19 protein-coding genes and 1 pseudogene are annotated in these 19,068 nt (G+C 56.8%); 15 read left to right on the plus strand and 5 right to left on the minus strand.

The annotated features are described in order from the left end of the window. Window positions 1-318: an NIPSNAP family protein gene (locus C0U40_RS19685; RefSeq protein ID WP_101657505.1), complete on the plus strand. Its 318-nt coding sequence runs from the start codon at window positions 1-3 to the stop codon at window positions 316-318. A 15-nt stretch (window positions 319-333) separates the two neighbouring features. On the opposite strand, the gene C0U40_RS19690 is transcribed toward C0U40_RS19685, so the two are convergent. Both C0U40_RS19690 and C0U40_RS19695 read right to left on the minus strand, forming a co-directional pair. Continuing rightward, a complete protein-coding gene (locus C0U40_RS19690; RefSeq protein WP_101657506.1) occupies window positions 334-1,293 on the minus strand; it encodes a 2-hydroxyacid dehydrogenase in 960 nt (319 codons plus the stop codon). Beyond that, window positions 1,290-2,831, minus strand: a complete 1,542-nt coding sequence (locus C0U40_RS19695; protein ID WP_101657507.1) for an aldehyde dehydrogenase (NADP(+)) — start codon at window positions 2,829-2,831, stop codon at window positions 1,290-1,292. The genes C0U40_RS19690 and C0U40_RS19695 overlap by 4 nt, the downstream gene beginning before the upstream one ends. 170 nt (window positions 2,832-3,001) lie before the next feature. Here C0U40_RS19695 and C0U40_RS19700 point away from each other — a divergent pair, with 170 nt between their 5' ends. The 4 genes from C0U40_RS19700 to C0U40_RS19715 all read left to right on the plus strand — a co-directional run bounded on the left by C0U40_RS19700 (window position 3,002) and on the right by C0U40_RS19715 (window position 7,303). Then, complete coding sequence (locus C0U40_RS19700; RefSeq protein WP_101657508.1) at window positions 3,002-3,706, plus strand: GntR family transcriptional regulator; 705 nt, start codon at window positions 3,002-3,004, stop codon at window positions 3,704-3,706. Window positions 3,707-3,933: 227 nt separating this feature from the next. Next, window positions 3,934-5,673, plus strand: a complete 1,740-nt coding sequence (araD, locus tag C0U40_RS19705) for an L-arabinonate dehydratase (RefSeq protein WP_101657509.1) — start codon at window positions 3,934-3,936, stop codon at window positions 5,671-5,673. Between the two features lie 8 nt (window positions 5,674-5,681). Continuing rightward, window positions 5,682-6,596, plus strand: coding sequence for a dihydrodipicolinate synthase family protein (locus C0U40_RS19710; protein ID WP_101657510.1), 915 nt, complete (start codon window positions 5,682-5,684; stop codon window positions 6,594-6,596). Beyond that, window positions 6,593-7,303, plus strand: a complete 711-nt coding sequence (locus C0U40_RS19715) for a ribonuclease activity regulator RraA (RefSeq protein ID WP_101657511.1) — start codon at window positions 6,593-6,595, stop codon at window positions 7,301-7,303. The genes C0U40_RS19710 and C0U40_RS19715 overlap by 4 nt, the downstream gene beginning before the upstream one ends. 13 nt (window positions 7,304-7,316) lie before the next feature. On the opposite strand, the gene C0U40_RS19720 is transcribed toward C0U40_RS19715, so the two are convergent. Further along, window positions 7,317-8,090: a GntR family transcriptional regulator gene (locus C0U40_RS19720; RefSeq protein ID WP_101657512.1), complete on the minus strand. Its 774-nt coding sequence runs from the start codon at window positions 8,088-8,090 to the stop codon at window positions 7,317-7,319. 196 nt (window positions 8,091-8,286) lie between these two features. Between C0U40_RS19720 and C0U40_RS19725 the strand changes: the two genes are divergently transcribed. From C0U40_RS19725 to C0U40_RS19735, 3 genes are all read left to right on the plus strand, one after another. Continuing rightward, on the plus strand, window positions 8,287-9,603 hold the full coding sequence (locus C0U40_RS19725) for a lactate racemase domain-containing protein (RefSeq protein WP_101657513.1): 1,317 nt from the start codon (window positions 8,287-8,289) through the stop codon (window positions 9,601-9,603). After that, window positions 9,603-10,775 carry a LarC family nickel insertion protein gene (locus tag C0U40_RS19730; RefSeq protein ID WP_101657514.1) on the plus strand — a complete coding sequence of 391 codons (1,173 nt, stop codon included), beginning with the start codon at window positions 9,603-9,605 and terminating at the stop codon, window positions 10,773-10,775. Before C0U40_RS19725 ends, C0U40_RS19730 begins: the two co-directional genes overlap by 1 nt. A gap of 189 nt (window positions 10,776-10,964) precedes the next feature. Then, window positions 10,965-11,483 (plus strand): redoxin domain-containing protein, encoded by a 519-nt coding sequence (locus C0U40_RS19735; protein WP_101657515.1) that lies wholly within the window; start codon window positions 10,965-10,967, stop codon window positions 11,481-11,483. A gap of 13 nt (window positions 11,484-11,496) precedes the next feature. On the opposite strand, the gene C0U40_RS19740 is transcribed toward C0U40_RS19735, so the two are convergent. Further along, complete coding sequence (locus C0U40_RS19740; RefSeq protein ID WP_101657516.1) at window positions 11,497-12,165, minus strand: GntR family transcriptional regulator; 669 nt, start codon at window positions 12,163-12,165, stop codon at window positions 11,497-11,499. A 316-nt stretch (window positions 12,166-12,481) separates the two neighbouring features. Between C0U40_RS19740 and C0U40_RS19745 the strand changes: the two genes are divergently transcribed. The 7 genes from C0U40_RS19745 to C0U40_RS19775 all read left to right on the plus strand — a co-directional run bounded on the left by C0U40_RS19745 (window position 12,482) and on the right by C0U40_RS19775 (window position 18,501). Then, window positions 12,482-13,456 carry a TRAP transporter substrate-binding protein gene (locus C0U40_RS19745; RefSeq protein ID WP_101657517.1) on the plus strand — a complete coding sequence of 325 codons (975 nt, stop codon included), beginning with the start codon at window positions 12,482-12,484 and terminating at the stop codon, window positions 13,454-13,456. 70 nt (window positions 13,457-13,526) lie between these two features. Continuing rightward, window positions 13,527-14,060 (plus strand): TRAP transporter small permease, encoded by a 534-nt coding sequence (locus tag C0U40_RS19750; protein ID WP_101657518.1) that lies wholly within the window; start codon window positions 13,527-13,529, stop codon window positions 14,058-14,060. A 2-nt stretch (window positions 14,061-14,062) separates the two neighbouring features. Beyond that, window positions 14,063-15,349, plus strand: a complete 1,287-nt coding sequence (locus C0U40_RS19755) for a TRAP transporter large permease (protein ID WP_101657519.1) — start codon at window positions 14,063-14,065, stop codon at window positions 15,347-15,349. 18 nt (window positions 15,350-15,367) lie between these two features. Then, window positions 15,368-15,787: a GlcG/HbpS family heme-binding protein gene (locus tag C0U40_RS19760; protein ID WP_101657520.1), complete on the plus strand. Its 420-nt coding sequence runs from the start codon at window positions 15,368-15,370 to the stop codon at window positions 15,785-15,787. Between the two features lie 30 nt (window positions 15,788-15,817). Then, window positions 15,818-16,690 carry an NAD(P)-dependent oxidoreductase gene (locus C0U40_RS19765; RefSeq protein ID WP_101657521.1) on the plus strand — a complete coding sequence of 291 codons (873 nt, stop codon included), beginning with the start codon at window positions 15,818-15,820 and terminating at the stop codon, window positions 16,688-16,690. A 79-nt stretch (window positions 16,691-16,769) separates the two neighbouring features. Continuing rightward, the gene (locus C0U40_RS19770) at window positions 16,770-17,513 is read left to right on the plus strand and encodes an SDR family NAD(P)-dependent oxidoreductase (protein WP_101657522.1); all 744 of its coding nucleotides are present in this window, start codon (window positions 16,770-16,772) and stop codon (window positions 17,511-17,513) included. Window positions 17,514-17,583: 70 nt separating this feature from the next. Then, window positions 17,584-18,501: a sugar kinase gene (locus C0U40_RS19775; protein ID WP_101657523.1), complete on the plus strand. Its 918-nt coding sequence runs from the start codon at window positions 17,584-17,586 to the stop codon at window positions 18,499-18,501. Window positions 18,502-18,555: 54 nt separating this feature from the next. Here the strand turns inward: C0U40_RS19775 and C0U40_RS19780 are convergent. Next, window positions 18,556-18,978, minus strand: a pseudogene (locus tag C0U40_RS19780) (class I adenylate-forming enzyme family protein); the annotation flags it as partial. Window positions 18,979-19,068: the final 90 nt, after the last annotated feature.

The following is a 19,068-nucleotide window of genomic DNA, read 5'->3' on the forward strand; positions in this document are numbered from 1 at the left end:
ATGATCTACGACCACCGTACATACGTTTGCCGCCCCGGCACTATCAAGAAACATCTGGCTTTGTACCAGAAACACGGCTGGTCCGCGCAGCAACGGATACTGGGGCAATGCATTCTCTATGCGCAGGTTGAAACCGGAGACGTGAATTCCTTCGTGCACATCTGGGCCTATCAGGATGCGGCCGACAGGTCCGAACGGCGCAAGCAGCTGGCCGAAGATCCGGAATGGCAAGCCTATCTGGCGAAAAGTGCCGAGGCAGGTTATCTGGTCAGTCAGAACAACAAGATCCTGACGGACGCCCCTTTCTTCGAAAAGTAGCGCCCCTCCCTTGGATCAGGCGACGATGCAGTCGTCGTCGATCGCAAGGCCCTGATCAAAGGCGCGGATGTTATCGGCCCAATGCCCGACCATCCGGGCCAGATTGTCATCTGTGCGCCCGCCGATATGGGGCAATGTTACGACGTTCTCCAAGCGCAGAAGCGGGTTTGACTGTTCTACCGGCTCGGTGCTGAACACATCCAGACCGGCCCCTGCAAGCTGGCCGTTTTCAAGCGCCGCGATCATGGCGGCTTCGTCAATGATCCCGCCGCGGGATGTGTTAACCAGATAGCTGCCCTGTTTCATCCGCGCCAGTTCACCTGCGCCGATCATGTGGCGGGTGTCTTGTGACAGCGGCAAGTGCAGGCTGATCAAATCGCAGGTCGTCAGAATTTCATCCAGTGAAGCGTGTCGTGCAAGGCTTGTGTCCACAGCGCCGGAACGCCGGTAGTAAAGCGTGTCGCAGCCAAAGCCTGTCAGGCGCTGCGCGACCTCTTGGCCGATCGCACCAAAGCCGATCAGCCCGATGCGCAAGGCGCCCAGATCCCTGAGGTCTGACAAAAGACGCCCCGGAAGCCAGTCTCCGGCACGGGTTGCAATATGCATCTGGGGCAGCTTGCGGATTGTGCACAGCATCAGCCCCAACGTAAGATCCGCTACAGTGGGTGCATTTACACCGGGGCTGCGCGCAACAGGAACCTTGCGCGCTTGTGCAGCAGTCAGATCGATACCATCGGTACCGGTACCCCATTGATGAATGAACCGCACCGCATCCGCATGTGCCAGCGTTTCGGCAGACAACCCCAGCGCCCGTGCAACGATATAGGGCGCGCCCTGTACCGTTGCCGCAAGATCGGCAGCCGAAGCCGATGGCGCGAACCGCAGGTCGAGGTTGCCAGCAATGCTGCGCACCTTTTCCTGCATCTCCTCTGTCATCGGGTCGAGAACTGCGACAGGGCCGATCATTCGTGTCATTGATCCGCTCCGGCGAGGTCATCCGGAAGGATCGTTGTCGGGACGTTTTGATAGGACACCGGCCGCAGAAACCGGCGGATTGCCATGGTGCCGACCGATGTTGCGCCAAAGTTGGTTGAGGCAGGGTAGGGGCCGCCGTGGACCATCGCATCGCAGACCTCAACGCCGGTGGGGAAGCCGTTGACCAGCAGGCGCCCGGCCTTCCGCTCCAGTATGGGGAGGAGGGCGCGGGCGACATCGGCATCGCCATCGTCCATATGGATCGTCGCGGTCAACTGGCCTTCGAACCCTTTCGCAAGGGTTTGCATTTCGTCAGTGGAGTCCACCCGCACGACCAGGCCCAGCGGGCCGAAGACCTCTTCCCCCAAGGCATGATCCTGCAAATAGGTGTCAGCGTCGGTCTCGAAAAGGTTGGGGCGTGCATTGCGTCCCTCACTCTCGGTTGTCAGCAGGGGGCGGACTGCATTGCGGCCGACAAAACGGGCTTTACCGTCCTTATAGGCTTGTGCGATCCCGTCTGTTAGCATGACCTGCGCATCGGCAGACTCTAGCGCAGCCTTGGCCGCGTCGACAAAAGCATCGCCTTCTGCCCCTTTCTGCACAACCGCGATACCGGGGTTTGTGCAGAACTGCCCTGCTCCCATAGTGAGAGATCCGGCCCAGCCTTCACCGATTTGGGCGGCGCGGGTGTGTGCGGCTTCGGGCAGGATAAACATCGGATTGACCGAACCGAGTTCGCCGAAAAACGGAATCGGTTCCGGGCGCTGGGCGCAGAGATCAAACAGGGCACGCCCCCCGCCGAGCGATCCGGTAAAGCCGACCGCCTTGATCAGGGGATGCTGGACCAGCGCCTGCCCGACATCCCGTTTGCCGCCCTGAATCAGCGAAAACACACCCGGGTGCACGCCACATGTTTTCATTGCTGCTAGGATCGCCTCTGCCACAATTTCGCCTGTGCCGGGATGGGCGGAATGGCCTTTGACAACAACTGGGCATCCTGCTGCCAGTGCTGCGGCCGTGTCTCCGCCTGCGGTAGAGAATGCGAGTGGAAAGTTTGATGCGCCGAATACGGCAACGGGGCCGATCGGGCGTTGCATCAGGCGTATTTCAGGGCGGGGCATCGGCTGGCGGTCCGGCAGGGCCACATCGGTGCGCCGGTCCAGATAGGCCCCCGACAGGATATGTTCTGCAAACAGGCGAAGCTGGCCTGTTGTCCGTCCCCGCTCCCCTTCCAGTCGGGCCGTCGGAAGGCCGGATTCACGGCTGCCGATTTCAGTAATTGCATCCGCGCGCGCCTCTATTTCATCGGCAATTGCGTTCAGAAAGGCCGCGCGTTCCGTGCGAGTGGCATAGCCGAAAGACCAGAACGCATCTTCTGCCGCAGCGCAGGCGGTATCAACCAGATCCGGTGTGCCGACTGAGAACTGATGGCTTGGACCTGTGGCTGGTTCATTGGCGAATGTGGTTTCGCCAGCCACCCATTTACCTGCGATGAGGTGTTTTCCATGGGGTTCGAAATGTGAGGACGGGGCGTTCATGGGCAAGCTCCTTGATATTTCTATTGGCTCAAACGGGCTGAAGTAGGTTTGCAATTTTACATCTTCTGCACTAATATTTCAGTTGGCGGCGGAGGTCAACTGCCCTGTGCTGCCTTGCCGGAGGGAGCAGCCGGCTGTAGAGAAAACAGGCGTGCAGGGGGTGTATCGGGATGGCAAAGCTGAATTTTCAACGGATCGGAGCCACCGGAACTGCGAGGGCAGGCTCCGCTGCGGAACGGGTTCTTGAAGATTTGCGCAGCCGGATAATCTCTCTCGATCTGCCTCCGGGGACAGCACTGCTGCGCAACGAACTGGCTGAACGTTACGGGGTCAGCCAGACTCCCATCCGCGATTCGCTTAAAAGGCTGGAGCAGGAAGGATTGGTCTGGATTTACCCGCAATCCAGAACTCTGGTGACAAAAATTGATATCCCACAAATCCATGAAGCCCATTTTCTGCGGGTAGCCGTCGAGGTCGAGGTGACGCGCAGGCTGGCGCTGGGCGATGCAAATGAAGCAATCGCGCGGGCCGGTTCCGTATTGCGTATGCAAGAGGCAATCAAATCCGAAACCGGCCAGATCCGCATGTTTCAGGAGTTGGACGAAAGCTTTCATCAGGCACTTTACGAAGGGGTCGGTCAGGGAAGCATCTATGAAATGATCCGTTCCCGTTCCGGCCACCTGAACCGGATGCGCCGCCTTGATCCGCCGGATGCTGCAAAAATCGACTACATCCTGAAAGGGCATCACGCAATTCTTGACGCCATCGTAGCCAAAGACCCCGACGCGGCAGCACAGGCGGTGCGGGACCACCTCAGTCGGACAGTTTTGGGTCTTGAAGGCCAGCGCGAACGCTATCGCGACTATTTCAGCTAACGCCGGTTGGAATAACGGCGCCGTCTTTCCTGCGGCCTGTCCGGTCTGCCTGAGGCCACTTTTCCACAGTCTTTTAAGAGTGTCTTGTAACCCTGTCGCAGTACTGGGGTGGGGTGATTTTTCAATTCCCGCTGAAACAGTCTCGACAATTCATCTGATACTGTAATATATCAGTTGAGGGCGAGGAGTGAATCTGTGCCTGTTACCAACGTCCGGGGAGGGAATGTATGAGCCAGAAAAAGAAAGCAGCAGACCAATTGCGTAGCACCCGCTGGTTTGGTCCGGACGACCTGCGCAGTTTCGGGCATCGTTCCCGCATGATGCAAATGGGGCTGGGGCCGGAAGACTGGGAAGGCCGCCCTGTTATCGGCATTCTAAACACATGGTCGGAGATGAACCCCTGCCACCTGCATTTCCGCGACCGCGCAGAAGATGTGAAAAAAGGTATCGCTCAGGCGGGCGGGTTGGGTCTGGAAATCCCGACGATCTCCATTGACGAGAGTTTTACAAAGCCGACCTCGATGCTCTACCGCAACATGATCGCGATGGAGACCGAGGAAACCATTCGTTCCCACCCGCTGGACGGGGTTGTGCTGATGGGGGGCTGTGACAAGTCCACACCCGGCCTGACAATGGGCGCAATCAGTGCGGGTGTTCCGTTTATCTTCCTGCCAGCAGGTCCGATGTTGCGCGGCAACTATGCGGGCCGCGCGCTCGGGTCCGGTTCGGATGCGTGGAAGTTCTGGGACGAGCGGCGCGCCGGTACGATCACTGCCGAAGAATGGGTCGGCGTCGAAGGCGGTATTGCGCGGTCTTATGGCCATTGCATGACGATGGGCACGGCGTCCACCATGACCGCAATTGCCGAGGCAATGGGTCTGTGCCTGCCCGGTGCGTCTTCGATCCCTGCGGCAGATGCCGGACACAAACGGATGAGCGCATCCTGCGGCCGTCGCATAGTGGATATGGTCTGGGAGGACCTGACACCGGACCGGATTATCACGCCCGCTTCCGTGCGGAATGCTGCAATTGTTGCAATGGCGACAGGTTGTTCAACGAATGCGGTTGTACATCTTTTGGCAATGGCGCGTCGGGCGGGTGTTGCCTTGGAACTGGATGATCTGGATGCCTTGGGGCGCACCACGCCCCTGATCGCCAATGTTCGCCCTGCGGGCAGTGATTACCTGATGGAAGACTTCTACTTCGCAGGCGGATTGCGGGCCTTGATGGATCAACTGGGGGACAAGCTCGACCGCAGCGCAATCACCTGTACCGGAAAGCCGCTGGAAGAAGGGATCAAAGGCGCGCCGGTTTACAACGACGATGTGATCCGCCCCCTGTCAAACCCTGTTTACCATGAAGGGTCTCTGGCGGTTCTGCGCGGCAATCTTTGCCCTAATGGTGCGGTAATCAAGCCGGCGGCCTGTGACCCGAAGTACCACCGCCACGAAGGCCCTGCGCTTGTGTTTGACAGCTATCCGGAAATGAAAGCGGCCATTGATGACGAGTCGCTCGATGTTACGCCCGACCATGTGCTGGTACTGCGCAATGCGGGTCCGCAGGGCGGGCCGGGTTTTCCCGAATGGGGAATGTTGCCAATGCCAAAGGCGCTGTTGAAGCAGGGGCACCGCGATATGTTGCGGATTTCCGATGCGCGGATGTCGGGCACATCTTACGGCGCCTGTGTTCTGCACGTTGCCCCTGAAGCCTTTGTCGGCGGTCCGCTCGCCCTGCTGAAAACCGGTGATATTGTTCGTATGGATCTTGAGGCACGCAGGCTCGACATGCTGGTGGACGAGGACGAAATCGCCGCCCGTCGTGCAGCATGGAGCGCGCCCGAACCACGCTTTGAACGGGGCTGGGGATACATGTTCCAACGTCACGTCGGGCAGGCCGACCAAGGCTGCGATTTCGACTATCTGGCAACCCAGTTCGGCCGTACTGCGGGCGAGCCTGATATATACTAAGGCCCCTCATGACCCATGACTTGCAAAAAGCCCTGACCGGAATTTCAGGTATACTGGTAACGCCCTATGATGAAAGCGGTGAAATCGCGCCGCAACGTCTTGCCCCGATCCTTGACCGTGCGCTCGGGGCCGGAGTCCACATTCCTGTCGTCAACGGCAACACGGGCGAATTTTATGCGCTGACCACGGATGAAGCCTGCACGATGGTACGGGAGGTCGCTGAAATGGTCGACGGGCGTGCGCCGCTGCTGGCCGGTGTCGGGCGGGGTATCCGCGATGCCTGTGTGCTGGCCCGCGCCAGCGCGAAAGCAGGTGCAGATGCCCTGATGATCCACCAGCCGCCCGATCCCTTTGTCTCACCACGGGGGACTGTGGATTATGTCAAGGCAGTGCGGGACGCCTCCGGCGGGCTGCCGGTGATGCTCTATCTGCGCAATGATGCGATGGGGCCGGAAGGGATCGCCCGCCTGTGTGAAATCGACGGCGTGAAAGGAGTGAAATGGGCCACCCCCAATCCGCTGAACCTTGCACGCGCCATAAAGGCTTGCCCGGATCACATCGTTTGGGTCGGCGGATTGGCCGAGGTCTGGGCCCCGCCGCTGTATGCCGTCGGAGCGCGTGGTTTCACATCGGGATTGATCAACGTCTGGCCGGAACGTTCGGTTGCTATTCATGCGGCGTTAGAGGCAGGCAACTATCCGGCCGCAAATCGCCTGATTGACGAAATGCGCGTCTTTGAAGACATCCGCGCAGAAGAGCAGAACGGCACAAATGTAACCGGCGTCAAGGCTGCACTGGCAGCCATCGGGCTTGACTGCGGGGCAACCCGTCCGCCCTCTGCATGGCCGCTCACTGCGCCGCAGCAATCGGCGCTGGAAGAATTTATCAAGACAAACCAACTGACAAAGGAAACCGCGGCATGAATCCGGAAACTCGCGAAAAACTGATGAACGTCTCCGTGGCAACACTAGCAACGGCGCTTTACAAACGTGGTCTGCGCAATCAGGTCGTACAGGGGGTCGGCCCCGTAAAGGCCAAGGGCAAGAACATGGTCGGACCCGCCTTTACCCTGCGCTATATGCCTGCGCGCGAAGATCGCAACCAGATCGAAGTCTTCCGCAATCCCGATCATCCCCAACGGGTCGCCATTGAAACCTGTCCCGAAGGCCATGTGTTGGTTATGGACAGTCGTAAAGACGCCCGTGCTGCCAGTGCCGGTGACATTCTGGTCACGCGCTTGATGAAACGGGGCGGTGCAGGGGTCGTCACAGATGGCGGGCTGCGGGATGCTTGCGTCATCGCGGAACTGGATATCCCGAGCTATCACACACGCCCGTCGAGCCCGACAAACCTGACTCTGCATGAAGCGATAGAACTGAACGTCCCGATTGGCTGTGGCGACGCGCCGGTCTTTCCGGGAGACATTGTTGTAGGGGATGATGACAATGTCATCATCATTCCTGCGGAAATAGCAGAAGAGGTGGCGGATGAAGCTGTCGAGATGACCGCTTATGAGGCGTTCGTTCTGGAAGAGGTCAAGGCGGGTGCAGCCATCATCGGTCTTTATCCTGCGACCAAACAGGAAAATCTTGATAAGTTCGCTGAATGGCGCAAGCAGAACGGCTGCTGAACCGGTCGGATAATCAGGCTTTCTCCGGCTCGAAATAGTCGGGGAAGGCGGCCCTTTTCTCAGCGATCCGGTCAACTGTACGCTTGAGATGACGGCGGAGTGCGTCAATGGCGCGGGTCTTGTCACGGGCTTCTATGCCATCAAGGATTTCAGTATGCCCTGCAATAACAGCCTGCGTGTTCAACTGCTCCGACTCTTCGGTTTTATCCAGATGCAGCCGGCGCAAACGCTCCAGATGGCCCGCTTGACTCCGCACAAGCCGCTGGCTTTGGACGTGGCCTGCAGCAGCAAAAAGCGTCAGGTGGAATATTTCGTCCAGTTCCTGAAAGATCGCAAAATCGCCTGCGTGGCCACCGATACCGGCCTGAAGCGCAACGATGCTGCGCAGCCGCGACAGGTGATCCGGATCAATGGTATGGGCCAGACGGCGGACGACTTCGGTTTCCAGCGCCATCCGCATAAACTGGGCTTCGCGTATGGAATCTGTATCAATTTGCGTAACCAGTGTGCGCGACTGGGGATAGATCCGAACCAGCCCTTCCTTGGCAAGTTGCTGCAATGCATCCCGCAGCGGTGTCAGACTGACACCATAAGTCGCCGCAAGTTCGGAACGGGACAGCGGCGTGCCCGGGGGCAGTTCCAGCCGCACGATACGATCGCGCAGCCCGTCATAAACCCCGCGCGCTGCAGGGCCGCCTTCAAAATCGGTTATCCGCGTCTCATTGGTGCGCAGGCCCGGCGGCAACAAGTGCCCGATCGTTGATTGCGAAGTCGCGGAATCATTCATTGCGATGCGCCTTTTGTTCTGATAATTCTAATATATCAATAGTGACAGTAAAAACTAAAGTCTTTTTTCGAACCTTGCAGACATGAACCCAGATAAGCCGTTCGGCCCAGTTTCCGATTTGTGTGAACGATCCCATGCCCGGTCCGTTTGCGGCGCTCTGACCGTTGGTAATACCGAATGACACGAGAGGAAAACCATGAAGCCTAACTATGTCAAACTGGTCGAGAATACGCCCCTGCCGCGCATTGCATTATGCCGCCAGACCTTTGCGGCAAGCCGGATTGAAGACCCGACAGCCGCTGTCAAAGAGGCGATGGCCGCTGCAGCCTGCACGAACAAGATCAAACCGGGCATGTCTATCGCGATCACAGCAGGCAGCCGGGGAATCGCCTGTTTCCCCGAACTTGTAACCGCGATCGTGGCAGAGGTTCGCGCTCGGGGCGGCGAACCGTTTGTTGTCCCCGCGATGGGCAGCCACGGAGGCGCCACAGCCGAAGGGCAGGCCGCCATGTTAACGAAGTTGGGTGTGACGGAAGATGTCATCGGCTGCCCCATCCGGTCTTCTATGAAGACGGACCGAGTCGGGGTGTTGGATAACGGAATGTCGGTAGAAATAGACAGCTATGCAAACGCGGCAGACGGGATCATCCTGTTTAACAGGATCAAGCCCCACACATCTTTCCGCGCTCCGAATGAAAGCGGTCTGGCCAAAATGCTGTCTATCGGGCTTGGAAAACAATCGGGCGCTGAACAATGCCATTCGCGCGGTATTGATAACGTTGGCATTTATTCGGCACTCATGGCGCAGGTGAAGCTGGAGCAGTGCAAGGTGCTGTTCGGCATAGGCACTGTGGAGAACGCCTATGACGAACTGGCGCGGATTGCGGTTCTGGACAGCGTTGGCATGATTGAGGCCGAACAACCCTATTTGCGTGAAGCGATGGCGAATATGCCACGGTTGCCGGTCGGCCCTGTGGATGCGCCGACAGCTTCAGGCCCGCTGGATGTGCTGGTTGTTGACGAGATCGGCAAGGAATTTTCCGGTACGGGTATGGATCCAAACATCACGCACCGGTTCTCCAGCCCGAAAATGAAAGCCCATTTGCAGATTTCACGGCTTGCCGCGCTGGGCCTGTCACCGCGGAGCAATGGGAACGGGAACGGGGCGGCGCGGGCGGACGTGATAACCGAGCGGCTTGAAACCGCCTTCGACCGCGAGGCGGTTTATGCAAATGCCCTGACTTCGCAGGTGCTGGTGCAGGCAAAAATCCCAATGGTTATGCCTTGCGACCGCACAGCGATACAAACCGTTATCAAAACCTGCGGCGCAGAAGATATTACGCAAGTGCGCCTGTTGCGCGTGCCCAATACGTTACAACTTGAATATGTCTACGCGTCCGAAGCGATGCTGCCGGAACTGATGGAACGTCCCGGACTTGAAGTTATCGGTGATCCGGAGGAAATGCGCTTTGACAACGGACGTCTGACAAACCCGTGGCCAGAGGGGCACTGATGCCGCTTCATCTGCATTTTGATCCGGTTGGCGGTGCGGCGGGGGATATGTTTATTGCCTCTGTGCTCCACGCAATGCCGGAACTGACAGATCAAGTCATGGCGGATGTGGCAGCTGTTTTGCCTGCAAGCGTCGGGCGGGCAGAGCTGCGAGAATATGTGGCCTCGGGTATCACGTCACGCCAGTTCAAACTGGTGCTAGCGCCGGACGGAGCCAACGCGCGCCATGGGGTAGAGACCACCTACAGGGCGATGAAAGCCCTGCTGGAATCCGCTTCCCTTAGCGGGGGAACGGCAGAAGCCGCGGTCGCAATCCTCCACCGGATTGCAGAGGCCGAAGCGCAGGTCCATGACATCCCGATAGAGCGTGTGCATTTCCACGAAATTGCAGACTGGGATGCTTTGATGGACGTCACCGCCGCGGGCAGCATTTGCGCCGCGCTTGGGGATGCAACCTTTAGCGTTGCACCTTTTCCTTTGGGGGGCGGGCTGGTGGATACGGCGCATGGCAAACTGCCTGTGCCGGCTCCGGCCACCACGCTGATACTGGAAGGATATAACTGGCACGATGACGGTATTGCGGGGGAACGGGTCAGCCCCACCGGTGCCGCGATCCTTGCGCATATCACCAAAGGCAGCCACGGGACACGCCCGGCGGGCCGGTTGTGTGCATCAGGGGCGGGGGCCGGAACACGGGTGATGGATGGGTTGCCCAATATACTGCGTGTTACAGTGTTCGACAGGATTTCAGGCGGCATCACGCGCGATCAGACTGTACAACTGGCATGTGATATCGACGACATGACCGGCGAAGAGCTCGCCGCCGCAGCAGACAGGCTTCGCGCCGATGCAGGCGTAATTGATCTGATTATGCTGACAGGACAGGGAAAGAAATCGCGCCCTGTTGTGCGGATGGAGTTGCTCGTTCGACCTGATCAGGCAGAACGGATCGCATCTCTTTGTTTTGATCTGACCACCACGCTGGGTTTGCGCAGGTCTACAGTGGAACGGTTGATCCTACCGCGCAGTCACGAAACCACTGCAAAGGGTTTGCGCCGCAAACGTGCAGTCCGCCCCGGCGGTGAAACCGTCAAAGTTGAAAGTGACGACCTTCACAACACGGAAACTCTGGCCGCGCGTCGGGACTTGGCACGTCGTGGTGAACAGGACTAGGTGAGTTGGTCAAAGTAAAATTGAGTTGATCGTACAGGGGCTGCCCTTGACCTGCGCAACCCGTTAGGGGGACAAGCGTATCCGGTAGGTCGTATATGACTGTGGTTTTGTAGGGATTACGTCCCAAAGGATACCGGAGCGAAACGGCTGCCCCTGAAAAAATTATTTGGTCCACATAAGGAATGACCCATGTCTTCAGCTAAACCAAACGTCGGCGCAAAAATCGAAGAGATGAGCTTTCCGAGCCTTGGCGAATCCGGAAGTGTTACAGTCGGTCAGGCCAAGGATCGTTGGACCATGCTCTTTGTTTATCGAGGCAAGCATTGCCCGCGCTGTAAACGGTTTCTGAACAAGCTGAATGCAGCTTATCCGGCTTGGTCGGATGTAATGGATGTGGTCGTTGTATCATCTGATACAAAAGAGAAGGCTGCCGCCGATCTTGAAGAATTCGGCTGGGACTTCGAGCTTTGTTATGGACTGACGGTAGCGCAAATGCGTTCGCTCGGACTTTATGTTTCCGAACCTCTGTCAGAAGCCGAAACAACGGACCTGTTTGCCGAACCGGGCGCTTTCGCAATCCGTCCGGATGGTACATTGATGTTGGTTGATATTTCCAACGGTCCTGCTGCACGGCCTGATCTGGAAGAACTGCTGGACGGTATGAAGTTCAACATTTCCAACGATCGCCCTGTTCGGGGCACAGCCTGAGCAGGCAGATGACCTACTCGAAATAATGCGGGTGTGATTTGTGCACGAGAGCAATTGTCTCATCAAGGCGGGACAAGTGCTTTCGTACCGCAGCTTGTGCCAGCTGCTGGCTGCCTGAAGACATTGCTTCCGCGATCTCGCAATGGTCTTTCAGAATCGCTTCTGCTGCGCTGCCTTCTTCCAGGCTGAGCATGCAAAGACGGTCAACCTTTTGCTTGCACTCCAGCATGACCTCAAAGGCCATCGGATTGCCACTGAGCACATAGATCAGCTTGTGGAAATCATAGTCGAGCGCGTGAAATGTGTTCAGATCCCCATCGGTGATTGCCTGCTCCTGCAGGGCCAGATTTTCCGCTAGTTTTGCTTCGCGTTTGTCGTCCCAAACCTCTATGGCACGATGTACGATTTCCAGTTCCACCGCCATACGGACCAGTCGGGCGAGCTCGACACGCTCCATCGAAAAGCCCCGCACTTCGGTCGCTTTCTGGGGGCGGATGATAAGCAGATCTTCATTGCCAAGACGCGTGAATGCGTTGCGGACAGGTTGGCGGGATACCCCGAAACGGCGCGCGACTTCTGTCTCGGATAGCTTGGTTCCGGGAAGGATTTGGAGCGAAACAATCTCGTCATGTAGCGTTTCATAGACCGCATCGGTCGTTGTTCGTCTTACAATATCTTCCACGGATTCTAACTTTCGTCCTTTGGTTTCTGTTGTCAGACTTGCGCTTAAGTCCTTGAAATTTTTGCTAAAACTGTCCGTTCAAACGGGGACAAGCTTCGCAATACACCACGCCGCATCAAATGCTTTGTGCAGCAAAGTGTCAAGTCAAACTGGTATCCTAGACACCCACTATTGACAGAACTTGGATACTAGTGTCCTTATGGTGTGATCAGCGATTCTGGCTCTGGGAGGAAGTTAGAAGCTTTGCAGCTGGTATCCTCCCTGTATTGTGTTGAAGGCCAACTGCTGTGCAAAAATTAACGGGGGAGGAGAACCCATGACTTTCACGAAAACAGTATTTGCTGCTGCAACAGCAGTAGCTCTCATTTCCACATCGGCCGTTGCTGAAGGCTGGCGTGCGTGGAACATCCACAACGACGGCCACCCGAACACAGCGGCGATGGATAAATTTGCCGAACTGGTCAAAGCTGGCACAGATGGCAAGGTTACGGTCGATGTATTCCACGGCGGTGTTCTCGGGTCACAGCCGGACGCGCTGGAGCAGGTCCGCATCGGTGCGATTGAAGTAGGCAACTTCAACCTTGGCCCGATCGGCCCGATGGTGAAAGAAGCCAATCTTGTATCACTTCCGTTCATCTTCAAAAGCGTGCCACATATGTTCCGTGTGCTTGAAGGCGACGCCGGTAAAGTGGTGACAGACGCAATGGGCGAAGCAGGCGTTCTGCCGCTGGCATGGTTTGATGCAGGCGCGCGGTCTTTCTACAGCCAGAAGCCTATCAATTCTCCGGCTGATGTCGAAGGTCTCAAGATTCGTGTTATGAACAATGATCTGTATACCTCGATGATCTCTGCGATGGGAGGCAACCCGTCCCCGATGGCGTTCTCCGAAGTTCAGCAGGCTTTGAAAACCGGCGTTGTTGACGGCGCAGAGAACAACTTCCCGTCCTTCCGGAACGTAGGTCACTATGAAGTGACTACCCATTATTCCCTGTCCGAGCACCTGATCATTCCTGAATGTATCTGTGTGAACACCGGCAAGTTCAATGCGCTGTCGGAGGATCTGCAAGCTGCAGTACGTGAAGCAGCTCAGGAAGCGGCACTCTACCAGCGGGAACTTTGGGCAATCGGTTCAGACGAAGCCCGCAAAGCGGTCGAGGCTGCTGGCATCAAGGTGAATGAAGTTGCAGACAAAGCCCCGTTCCAGTCCGCAATGGACTCTGTCTATGCAGATTACCTTGCTGCCAATCCGGACATGAAGTCCTTGGTTGAAATGGCACAGGCCACCGAATAAGCGGCGCTGCCGTCAAAGATCGCCCGGCTTTCTGTAAGAATGTCGGGCGACAATCCACGGAGGACTTTCAATGCGTGATCCCCAGAAAACACCGGCTCTGATCCGGACAATGGACAGATTATTCGATTTTCTTGCCCGCGTTTGTGTTCTTCTTGCCGGTGTTGCCATTGTCATTATGACAGCGATTTTCGCTTGGTTGGTTTTCGGGCGCTACGTTCTGAACGATACCCCCACATGGGTGGAACAGGTCTCGCTGCTTCTGGTGATGGTCATTGCTTTCATGGGGGCCGCCGCCGGTGTGCACAACCACACCCACCTGTCTGTCGTCATCTTCCGTAATCTCGTGCCGACATGGGTGCGCACAGTTCTCGTCGTTGTCTCTGACATCCTGATGGCAGGCTTCGGGGGGATGATGTTCTGGTACGGGATCGAGTTGACCAAGTTCAAATGGAATACGCTGATCCCGCTCATTCAATGGTCAGAGGGTTTGCGTTCCTTGCCTCTGACAATCAGCGGCGCACTGCTGTTTCTCTTTTCCACCGGCCATTTGATCCGCCTCTTTTTCGGCCGGGACGAACGCCAAGACAACATAGACCAGGGATAATTATGGGACTTATGATTCTATTAGGGGTGTTCGCCCTGTGCGTTGTGATTGGAACGCCAGTGGCCTACGCGCTCGGTATTGCTGCCTTATCGGCGTTCTGGTTTGAAGGACTGCCTTTGTTTGTGGGCTTCCAGCGGATCGTATCGGGGATCAATGTGTTCTCGCTTATGGCCATCCCCTTCTTCATTTTCGCCGGAGAACTGATGTTCCATGGCGGCATCGCCATCAGGCTCGTAAGATTTGCACAGGCCGCTGTCGGCGCGGTGCGCGGCGGGCTCGGGATTGTGAATGTTTTCTCTTCCATGCTGTTCGGTGGCATATCCGGTTCTGCCATTGCCGATATTTCTGCTTTGGGGTCGATCCTGATCCCTGTGATGAAAGACAAAGGCTATGACGCTGACTACGCGGTGAATGTTACGGTTACATCCTCTATTGCTGGCATTATCATTCCGCCAAGCCACAATATGATCATCTTCGCACTGGCGACCGGCGGGGCGGTTTCGATCTCCAAACTGTTTCTTGCAGGTGTTGTGCCCGGCATTCTGATGTGCTGCTGCCTTGCGGTCGCTGCCTATGTGGTTGCGGTACGTCGTGGCTACAAAGCCGAACAGTTTCCGGGTTGGACAGCGCTTGCAATCGCGTTCGTCGGCGCAATTCCCGGCCTTCTGACCGCAGTTATTATCGTCGGCGGTGTGTTGTCCGGTATCTTTACAGTGACAGAATCCGGCGCTTTCGGCGCGATGTATGCCTTCATCGTCACGCTCATCGTTTATCGCAGCCTGTCGTGGGAAGCGTTCAAGACCGCGGTTGTTTCCTCTGTGCGGACCACGTCTATGGTAATGATCCTGATCGCCTGCGCCGGTGCCTTTGCCTATATGCTGACGTTCAACCGTGTACCGACCAAAACTGTTGAGTTTCTGCTCGGCATCACAGAAAACCCGATCCTGATCCTGCTTATGATCAATGCGGTTCTGCTGCTGCTTGGCATGATCATGGACATGGCGGCGCTGATCCTGATTTGTACGCCAATATTCCTGCCGGTCATGAACATGCTGGGCATCGACCCGCTCCAGTTCGGCATGATCCTTCTGGTAAATCTGGGACTGGGGCTGTGTACCCCGCCGGTTGGCACCTGCCTGTTTGTGGGCTGCGCTGTCGGAAAACTACCGATGGAGAAGGCGGTCAAGACCATCTGGCCGTTTTACCTCGCCATTTTTGCCGCGCTCATGTTGATCACCTTCATACCTGCGGTGTCACTGACGCTGCCAAACCTGATCATTGGCCCATAACAGACGGAGGATGACACAATGCTGACAGTCAAACGTCTGGATATAAAAGATGCGCATAAGGTGATTGCCGGTGCGCGGGCCAAAGCCGAAGAAATCGCGGTTCCGATGTGTATCGCGGTTACGGATGAAAGCGGAAACCTTATCGCTTTCGAGCGGATGGATGGCAGCAAGACCACCAGTATCAATCTGGCGATTGATAAGGGCTTCACCGCGACCGGCATTAAAAAAGGGACCCATGTTCTGGGGGAAGTGAACCAACCCGGACAACCCGCTCACGGCATATCCTCAACGCTCGGCGGGAGGATGGTGACCATTGCCGGTGGCCTGCCAGTGCTGAGCGAGGGGGAAGTCGTCGGTGGGATCGGCGTCAGTTCGGGTTCGCCCGCACAGGACCTTCTTGTGGCAGAGGCCGGCGTGCTGGCGTTCTCCCACACATAGATAGAACACTAATCTTTCAAGGAGAAAGACATGACAAAACCCGTAATCGGTTTCATCGGCCTTGGCCTTATGGGCGGCAATATGGCTGAATGTTTGCAAACAAACGGCTATGATCTGGTTGTCATGGGCCGCAACAAAGAGGCCGTTGCCAAGACCGTGGCGCGCGGAGCTGTCGAGGTCGACACCCCCAAGAAACTCGCCGAGGCCAGTGATATTGTGATGCTCTGCGTAACCACGTCCGAGGTGGTGGAAAGTTTGATCTACGGAGATAACGGTATTCTGTCAGGCATCAAGGAAGGTGCGACCGTCATTGATTTTGGCACATCGATCCCGGCTTCGACCCGTAAAATCGGTGCTGATCTTTTTGCCAAAGGTGCAGGTATGATCGACGCACCGCTCGGGCGGACACCTGCCCATGCAAAAGACGGTTTGCTGAACATCATGGCGGCCGGAGACATGGAGACCTTTGAGAAGGTCAAGCCTGAGTTGGACGTATTGGGCGAAAATGTTTTTCATCTCGGTGCTCTCGGCTCGGGGCATGTGACCAAACTCATCAACAACTTCATGGGCATGACGACTGTTTGCACCATGAGTCAGGCCTTTGCCGTAGCTGAACGGTCGGGCGTGGATCGCCAGCAGTTGTTTGACATCATGTCCGCAGGTCCGTCCAATTCGCCCTTCATGGCTTTCTGCCGGAAGTATGCGGTCGACGGGGTGAGCGATCTGGGTTTTTCGATCAATAATGCCAACAAGGATTTGGGATATTTCCTGAAACTGGCGGAGGATCTGGGCGCGCAAACAGAAATCGCGCAAGGCACTTCAAACAACCTTCAAGCCGCTATCAAAGCAGGACTGGGTGAAGGCAACGTGCCGGAAATCTACGACTATTTTCTCGAACACTAACACCGCGCCGAGCCATCAAGCCAATTGATGGAACGCGGGCGCACAACACGAATAACGAATACGGAAGGACGTTACTGTTATGAAATTCAAAGGTAAAACAGCAATTGTTACAGGCGGTGGACGGGACATCGGGCGCGCATGCGCTGTTGCGCTCGCAGCTGAGGGCGCAAATGTCGCCATCAACTATTTTGCCAGCAGTGCGGGTGCCGACGAAACGGTTGCCGAAATCGAAAAAATGGGCGGAAAAGCAATCGCCGTGCAGGGCGATCTGACAAAGCCTGCCGAAGTGACTGCGCTGGTGACGAAAACTGTAGAGGCTTTTGGCGGACTGGATATTCTGGTGAACAACGCCGGTGGCTTGATTGCGCGGTTCAAGATTTCTGAAATGTCCCTTGAACACTGGCAGGCGGTTATGGACCTGAACCTGACCAGCACCTTCCTGATGGTTAAAGCGAGCTTGGAACACATGTCCAGTGGTGCGATCATCAACATCGCCAGTCAGGCAAGCCGCGATGGCGGTGGGCCGGGTGCGACTGCCTATGCGGCATCCAAAGGCGCTGTGATGACGTTTACACGCGGGCTCGCCAAGGAATTGGGACCGGATATTCGGGTGAACGGTATCTGTCCGGGCATGATCGACACGGATTTCCACAACATCCATACACCGGATGCGGGCCGTCGCGGTCTGGAGGCTTCTGCGCCGATGCGCCGGCAAGGTCTGTCCGAAGATGTTGCGAACCTTGTCACGTTCCTCGCGAGCGAGGAATCCTCCTACATGACAGGGAATAACGTCGACATTAACGGCGGCGTGCTGTTCTCCTGAATGTAACGGCAGCGTCCGCCAGTTTGCGGGCGCTGCCGTTGTTTGACTTCCAATGACCGGAAAGAAAAATATGCGTGTTCTCTCGATTGGCGAATGCATGGCCGAACTGGCCCCGCTGGCGGCGCCTGCCCAATACAGGATGGGGTTTGCAGGGGATACTTTTAATGCAGCGTGGTATCTGGCCCGCTTAACCCCTGATGCGTCCGTGTCCTATTTTACGGCAGTGGGCGACGATGCCATATCGGCACAGATGCTCGGGATGATCCGCGACAACGGGATCGATACAAGCCATGTGCAGATCGTATCAAAACGCTCGGTCGGGCTGTACCTGATTACGCTGGATAAAGGAGAGCGCAGTTTCACCTATTGGCGCGGCCAGTCGGCGGCGCGGCAGCTGGCACAGGACGCAAGGGCCTTGTCAGGGGCGATGGATCAGGCCGATCTTATCTATTTTTCAGGGATAACACTGGCAATTCTGGACGCGAAGGGGCGAGAGACCTTGGTTGATGCTGCGAAAGCCGCTCGTGCTGCCGGAAAGCTGGTGGCGTTTGATCCGAACCTGCGCCCGCATCTCTGGGATAGTCCGCAGGAAATGACTGAAACCATTATGCAGGGAGCTGCCGTCAGCTCTATTGCCCTGCCGTCGTTCGAAGATGAGGCGCAGTGGTTCGGCGACGGGAGTCCGGAGGCGACGCTGAACCGTTACGCACAGGCAGGTGCCGACACGATTGTCGTCAAAAACGGGGCCGAAGCGGTCCGTTACCGCGCAGGCCGTGATGAGGGGACTGTTATCGTACCGCAACTGGCTTCGGTCGTGGATACAACCGCAGCAGGGGACAGCTTTAACGCGGGAATTCTGGCGGGGCTGGCAAAAAGAGTACCGTTGGTCGAAAGCATTTCCCTGTCGTGCCGTCTGGCGGGCCATGTGGTGCAGGGGAACGGAGCGCTTGTTCCTGTCGATCAAAGTCTGGTTGACGGGTTTGCCTGACCGGAACCACCTTACCAGAACGCCTTTGGGCCGGGTTGTAAGACCTGGCCTGATTTAGAGGGTAAATTCCGGCAGCTTTATCCGCTGGATCTTGCCCGATGGTCCTTTAGGTAAGTCGTCCAATATGTGTATTCTGTCCGGCGATTTGAATTTGCCCAGCATGCCGACGCACACTTCGATCAGTTGCTCGGATGAAAGAGTTGACCCGTCACAGAGTTTTACGGCAGCCTCGACACGCTCTCCGTAGGTCTTGCAGGGTCTGGCAAAGGCGGCGGCTTCGACCACGTCGGGATGGGAATACAGCGCTTCATCTATTTCCCGTGGCGCGATGTTTTCTCCACCTTTAATTATCAGTTCCTTCAGGCGGCCGGTTACAAAAATGTACCCGTCTTCATCCACATGCCCCAAATCTCCGGTACGCAGCCAGCCGTCGGGCGTAAACGTGGCCTGTGTGGCTTCGGGGTTGCGGAAATATTGAGCTGCTCCCCATTTGTCGGACAGGATCTGGCGTAAATTAAGCTACTCTCTGCTCCTGCTGATCGGGTTGTGTTCTGTCATTTCTCAGCC

This window comes from Neptunicoccus cionae, assembly GCF_002860325.1.
Taxonomy (GTDB): domain Bacteria; phylum Pseudomonadota; class Alphaproteobacteria; order Rhodobacterales; family Rhodobacteraceae; genus Amylibacter; species Amylibacter lutimaris.

Coding starts and splice junctions, on each gene's coding strand:
- C0U40_RS19765 (WP_101657521.1), top strand. CDS start 15,818: ATGACAAAACCCGTAATCGGTTTCATCGGCCTTGGCCTTATGGGCGGC.
- C0U40_RS19775 (WP_101657523.1), top strand. CDS start 17,584: ATGCGTGTTCTCTCGATTGGCGAATGCATGGCCGAACTGGCCCCGCTG.
- C0U40_RS19770 (WP_101657522.1), top strand. CDS start 16,770: ATGAAATTCAAAGGTAAAACAGCAATTGTTACAGGCGGTGGACGGGAC.
- araD (WP_101657509.1), top strand. CDS start 3,934: ATGAGCCAGAAAAAGAAAGCAGCAGACCAATTGCGTAGCACCCGCTGG.
- C0U40_RS19720 (WP_101657512.1), bottom strand. CDS start 8,090: ATGAATGATTCCGCGACTTCGCAATCAACGATCGGGCACTTGTTGCCG.
- C0U40_RS19690 (WP_101657506.1), bottom strand. CDS start 1,293: ATGACACGAATGATCGGCCCTGTCGCAGTTCTCGACCCGATGACAGAG.
- C0U40_RS19685 (WP_101657505.1), top strand. CDS start 1: ATGATCTACGACCACCGTACATACGTTTGCCGCCCCGGCACTATCAAG.
- C0U40_RS19695 (WP_101657507.1), bottom strand. CDS start 2,831: ATGAACGCCCCGTCCTCACATTTCGAACCCCATGGAAAACACCTCATC.
- C0U40_RS19745 (WP_101657517.1), top strand. CDS start 12,482: ATGACTTTCACGAAAACAGTATTTGCTGCTGCAACAGCAGTAGCTCTC.
- C0U40_RS19715 (WP_101657511.1), top strand. CDS start 6,593: ATGAATCCGGAAACTCGCGAAAAACTGATGAACGTCTCCGTGGCAACA.
- C0U40_RS19700 (WP_101657508.1), top strand. CDS start 3,002: ATGGCAAAGCTGAATTTTCAACGGATCGGAGCCACCGGAACTGCGAGG.
- C0U40_RS19710 (WP_101657510.1), top strand. CDS start 5,682: ATGACCCATGACTTGCAAAAAGCCCTGACCGGAATTTCAGGTATACTG.
- C0U40_RS19750 (WP_101657518.1), top strand. CDS start 13,527: ATGCGTGATCCCCAGAAAACACCGGCTCTGATCCGGACAATGGACAGA.
- C0U40_RS19730 (WP_101657514.1), top strand. CDS start 9,603: ATGCCGCTTCATCTGCATTTTGATCCGGTTGGCGGTGCGGCGGGGGAT.
- C0U40_RS19725 (WP_101657513.1), top strand. CDS start 8,287: ATGAAGCCTAACTATGTCAAACTGGTCGAGAATACGCCCCTGCCGCGC.
- C0U40_RS19735 (WP_101657515.1), top strand. CDS start 10,965: ATGTCTTCAGCTAAACCAAACGTCGGCGCAAAAATCGAAGAGATGAGC.
- C0U40_RS19760 (WP_101657520.1), top strand. CDS start 15,368: ATGCTGACAGTCAAACGTCTGGATATAAAAGATGCGCATAAGGTGATT.
- C0U40_RS19755 (WP_101657519.1), top strand. CDS start 14,063: ATGGGACTTATGATTCTATTAGGGGTGTTCGCCCTGTGCGTTGTGATT.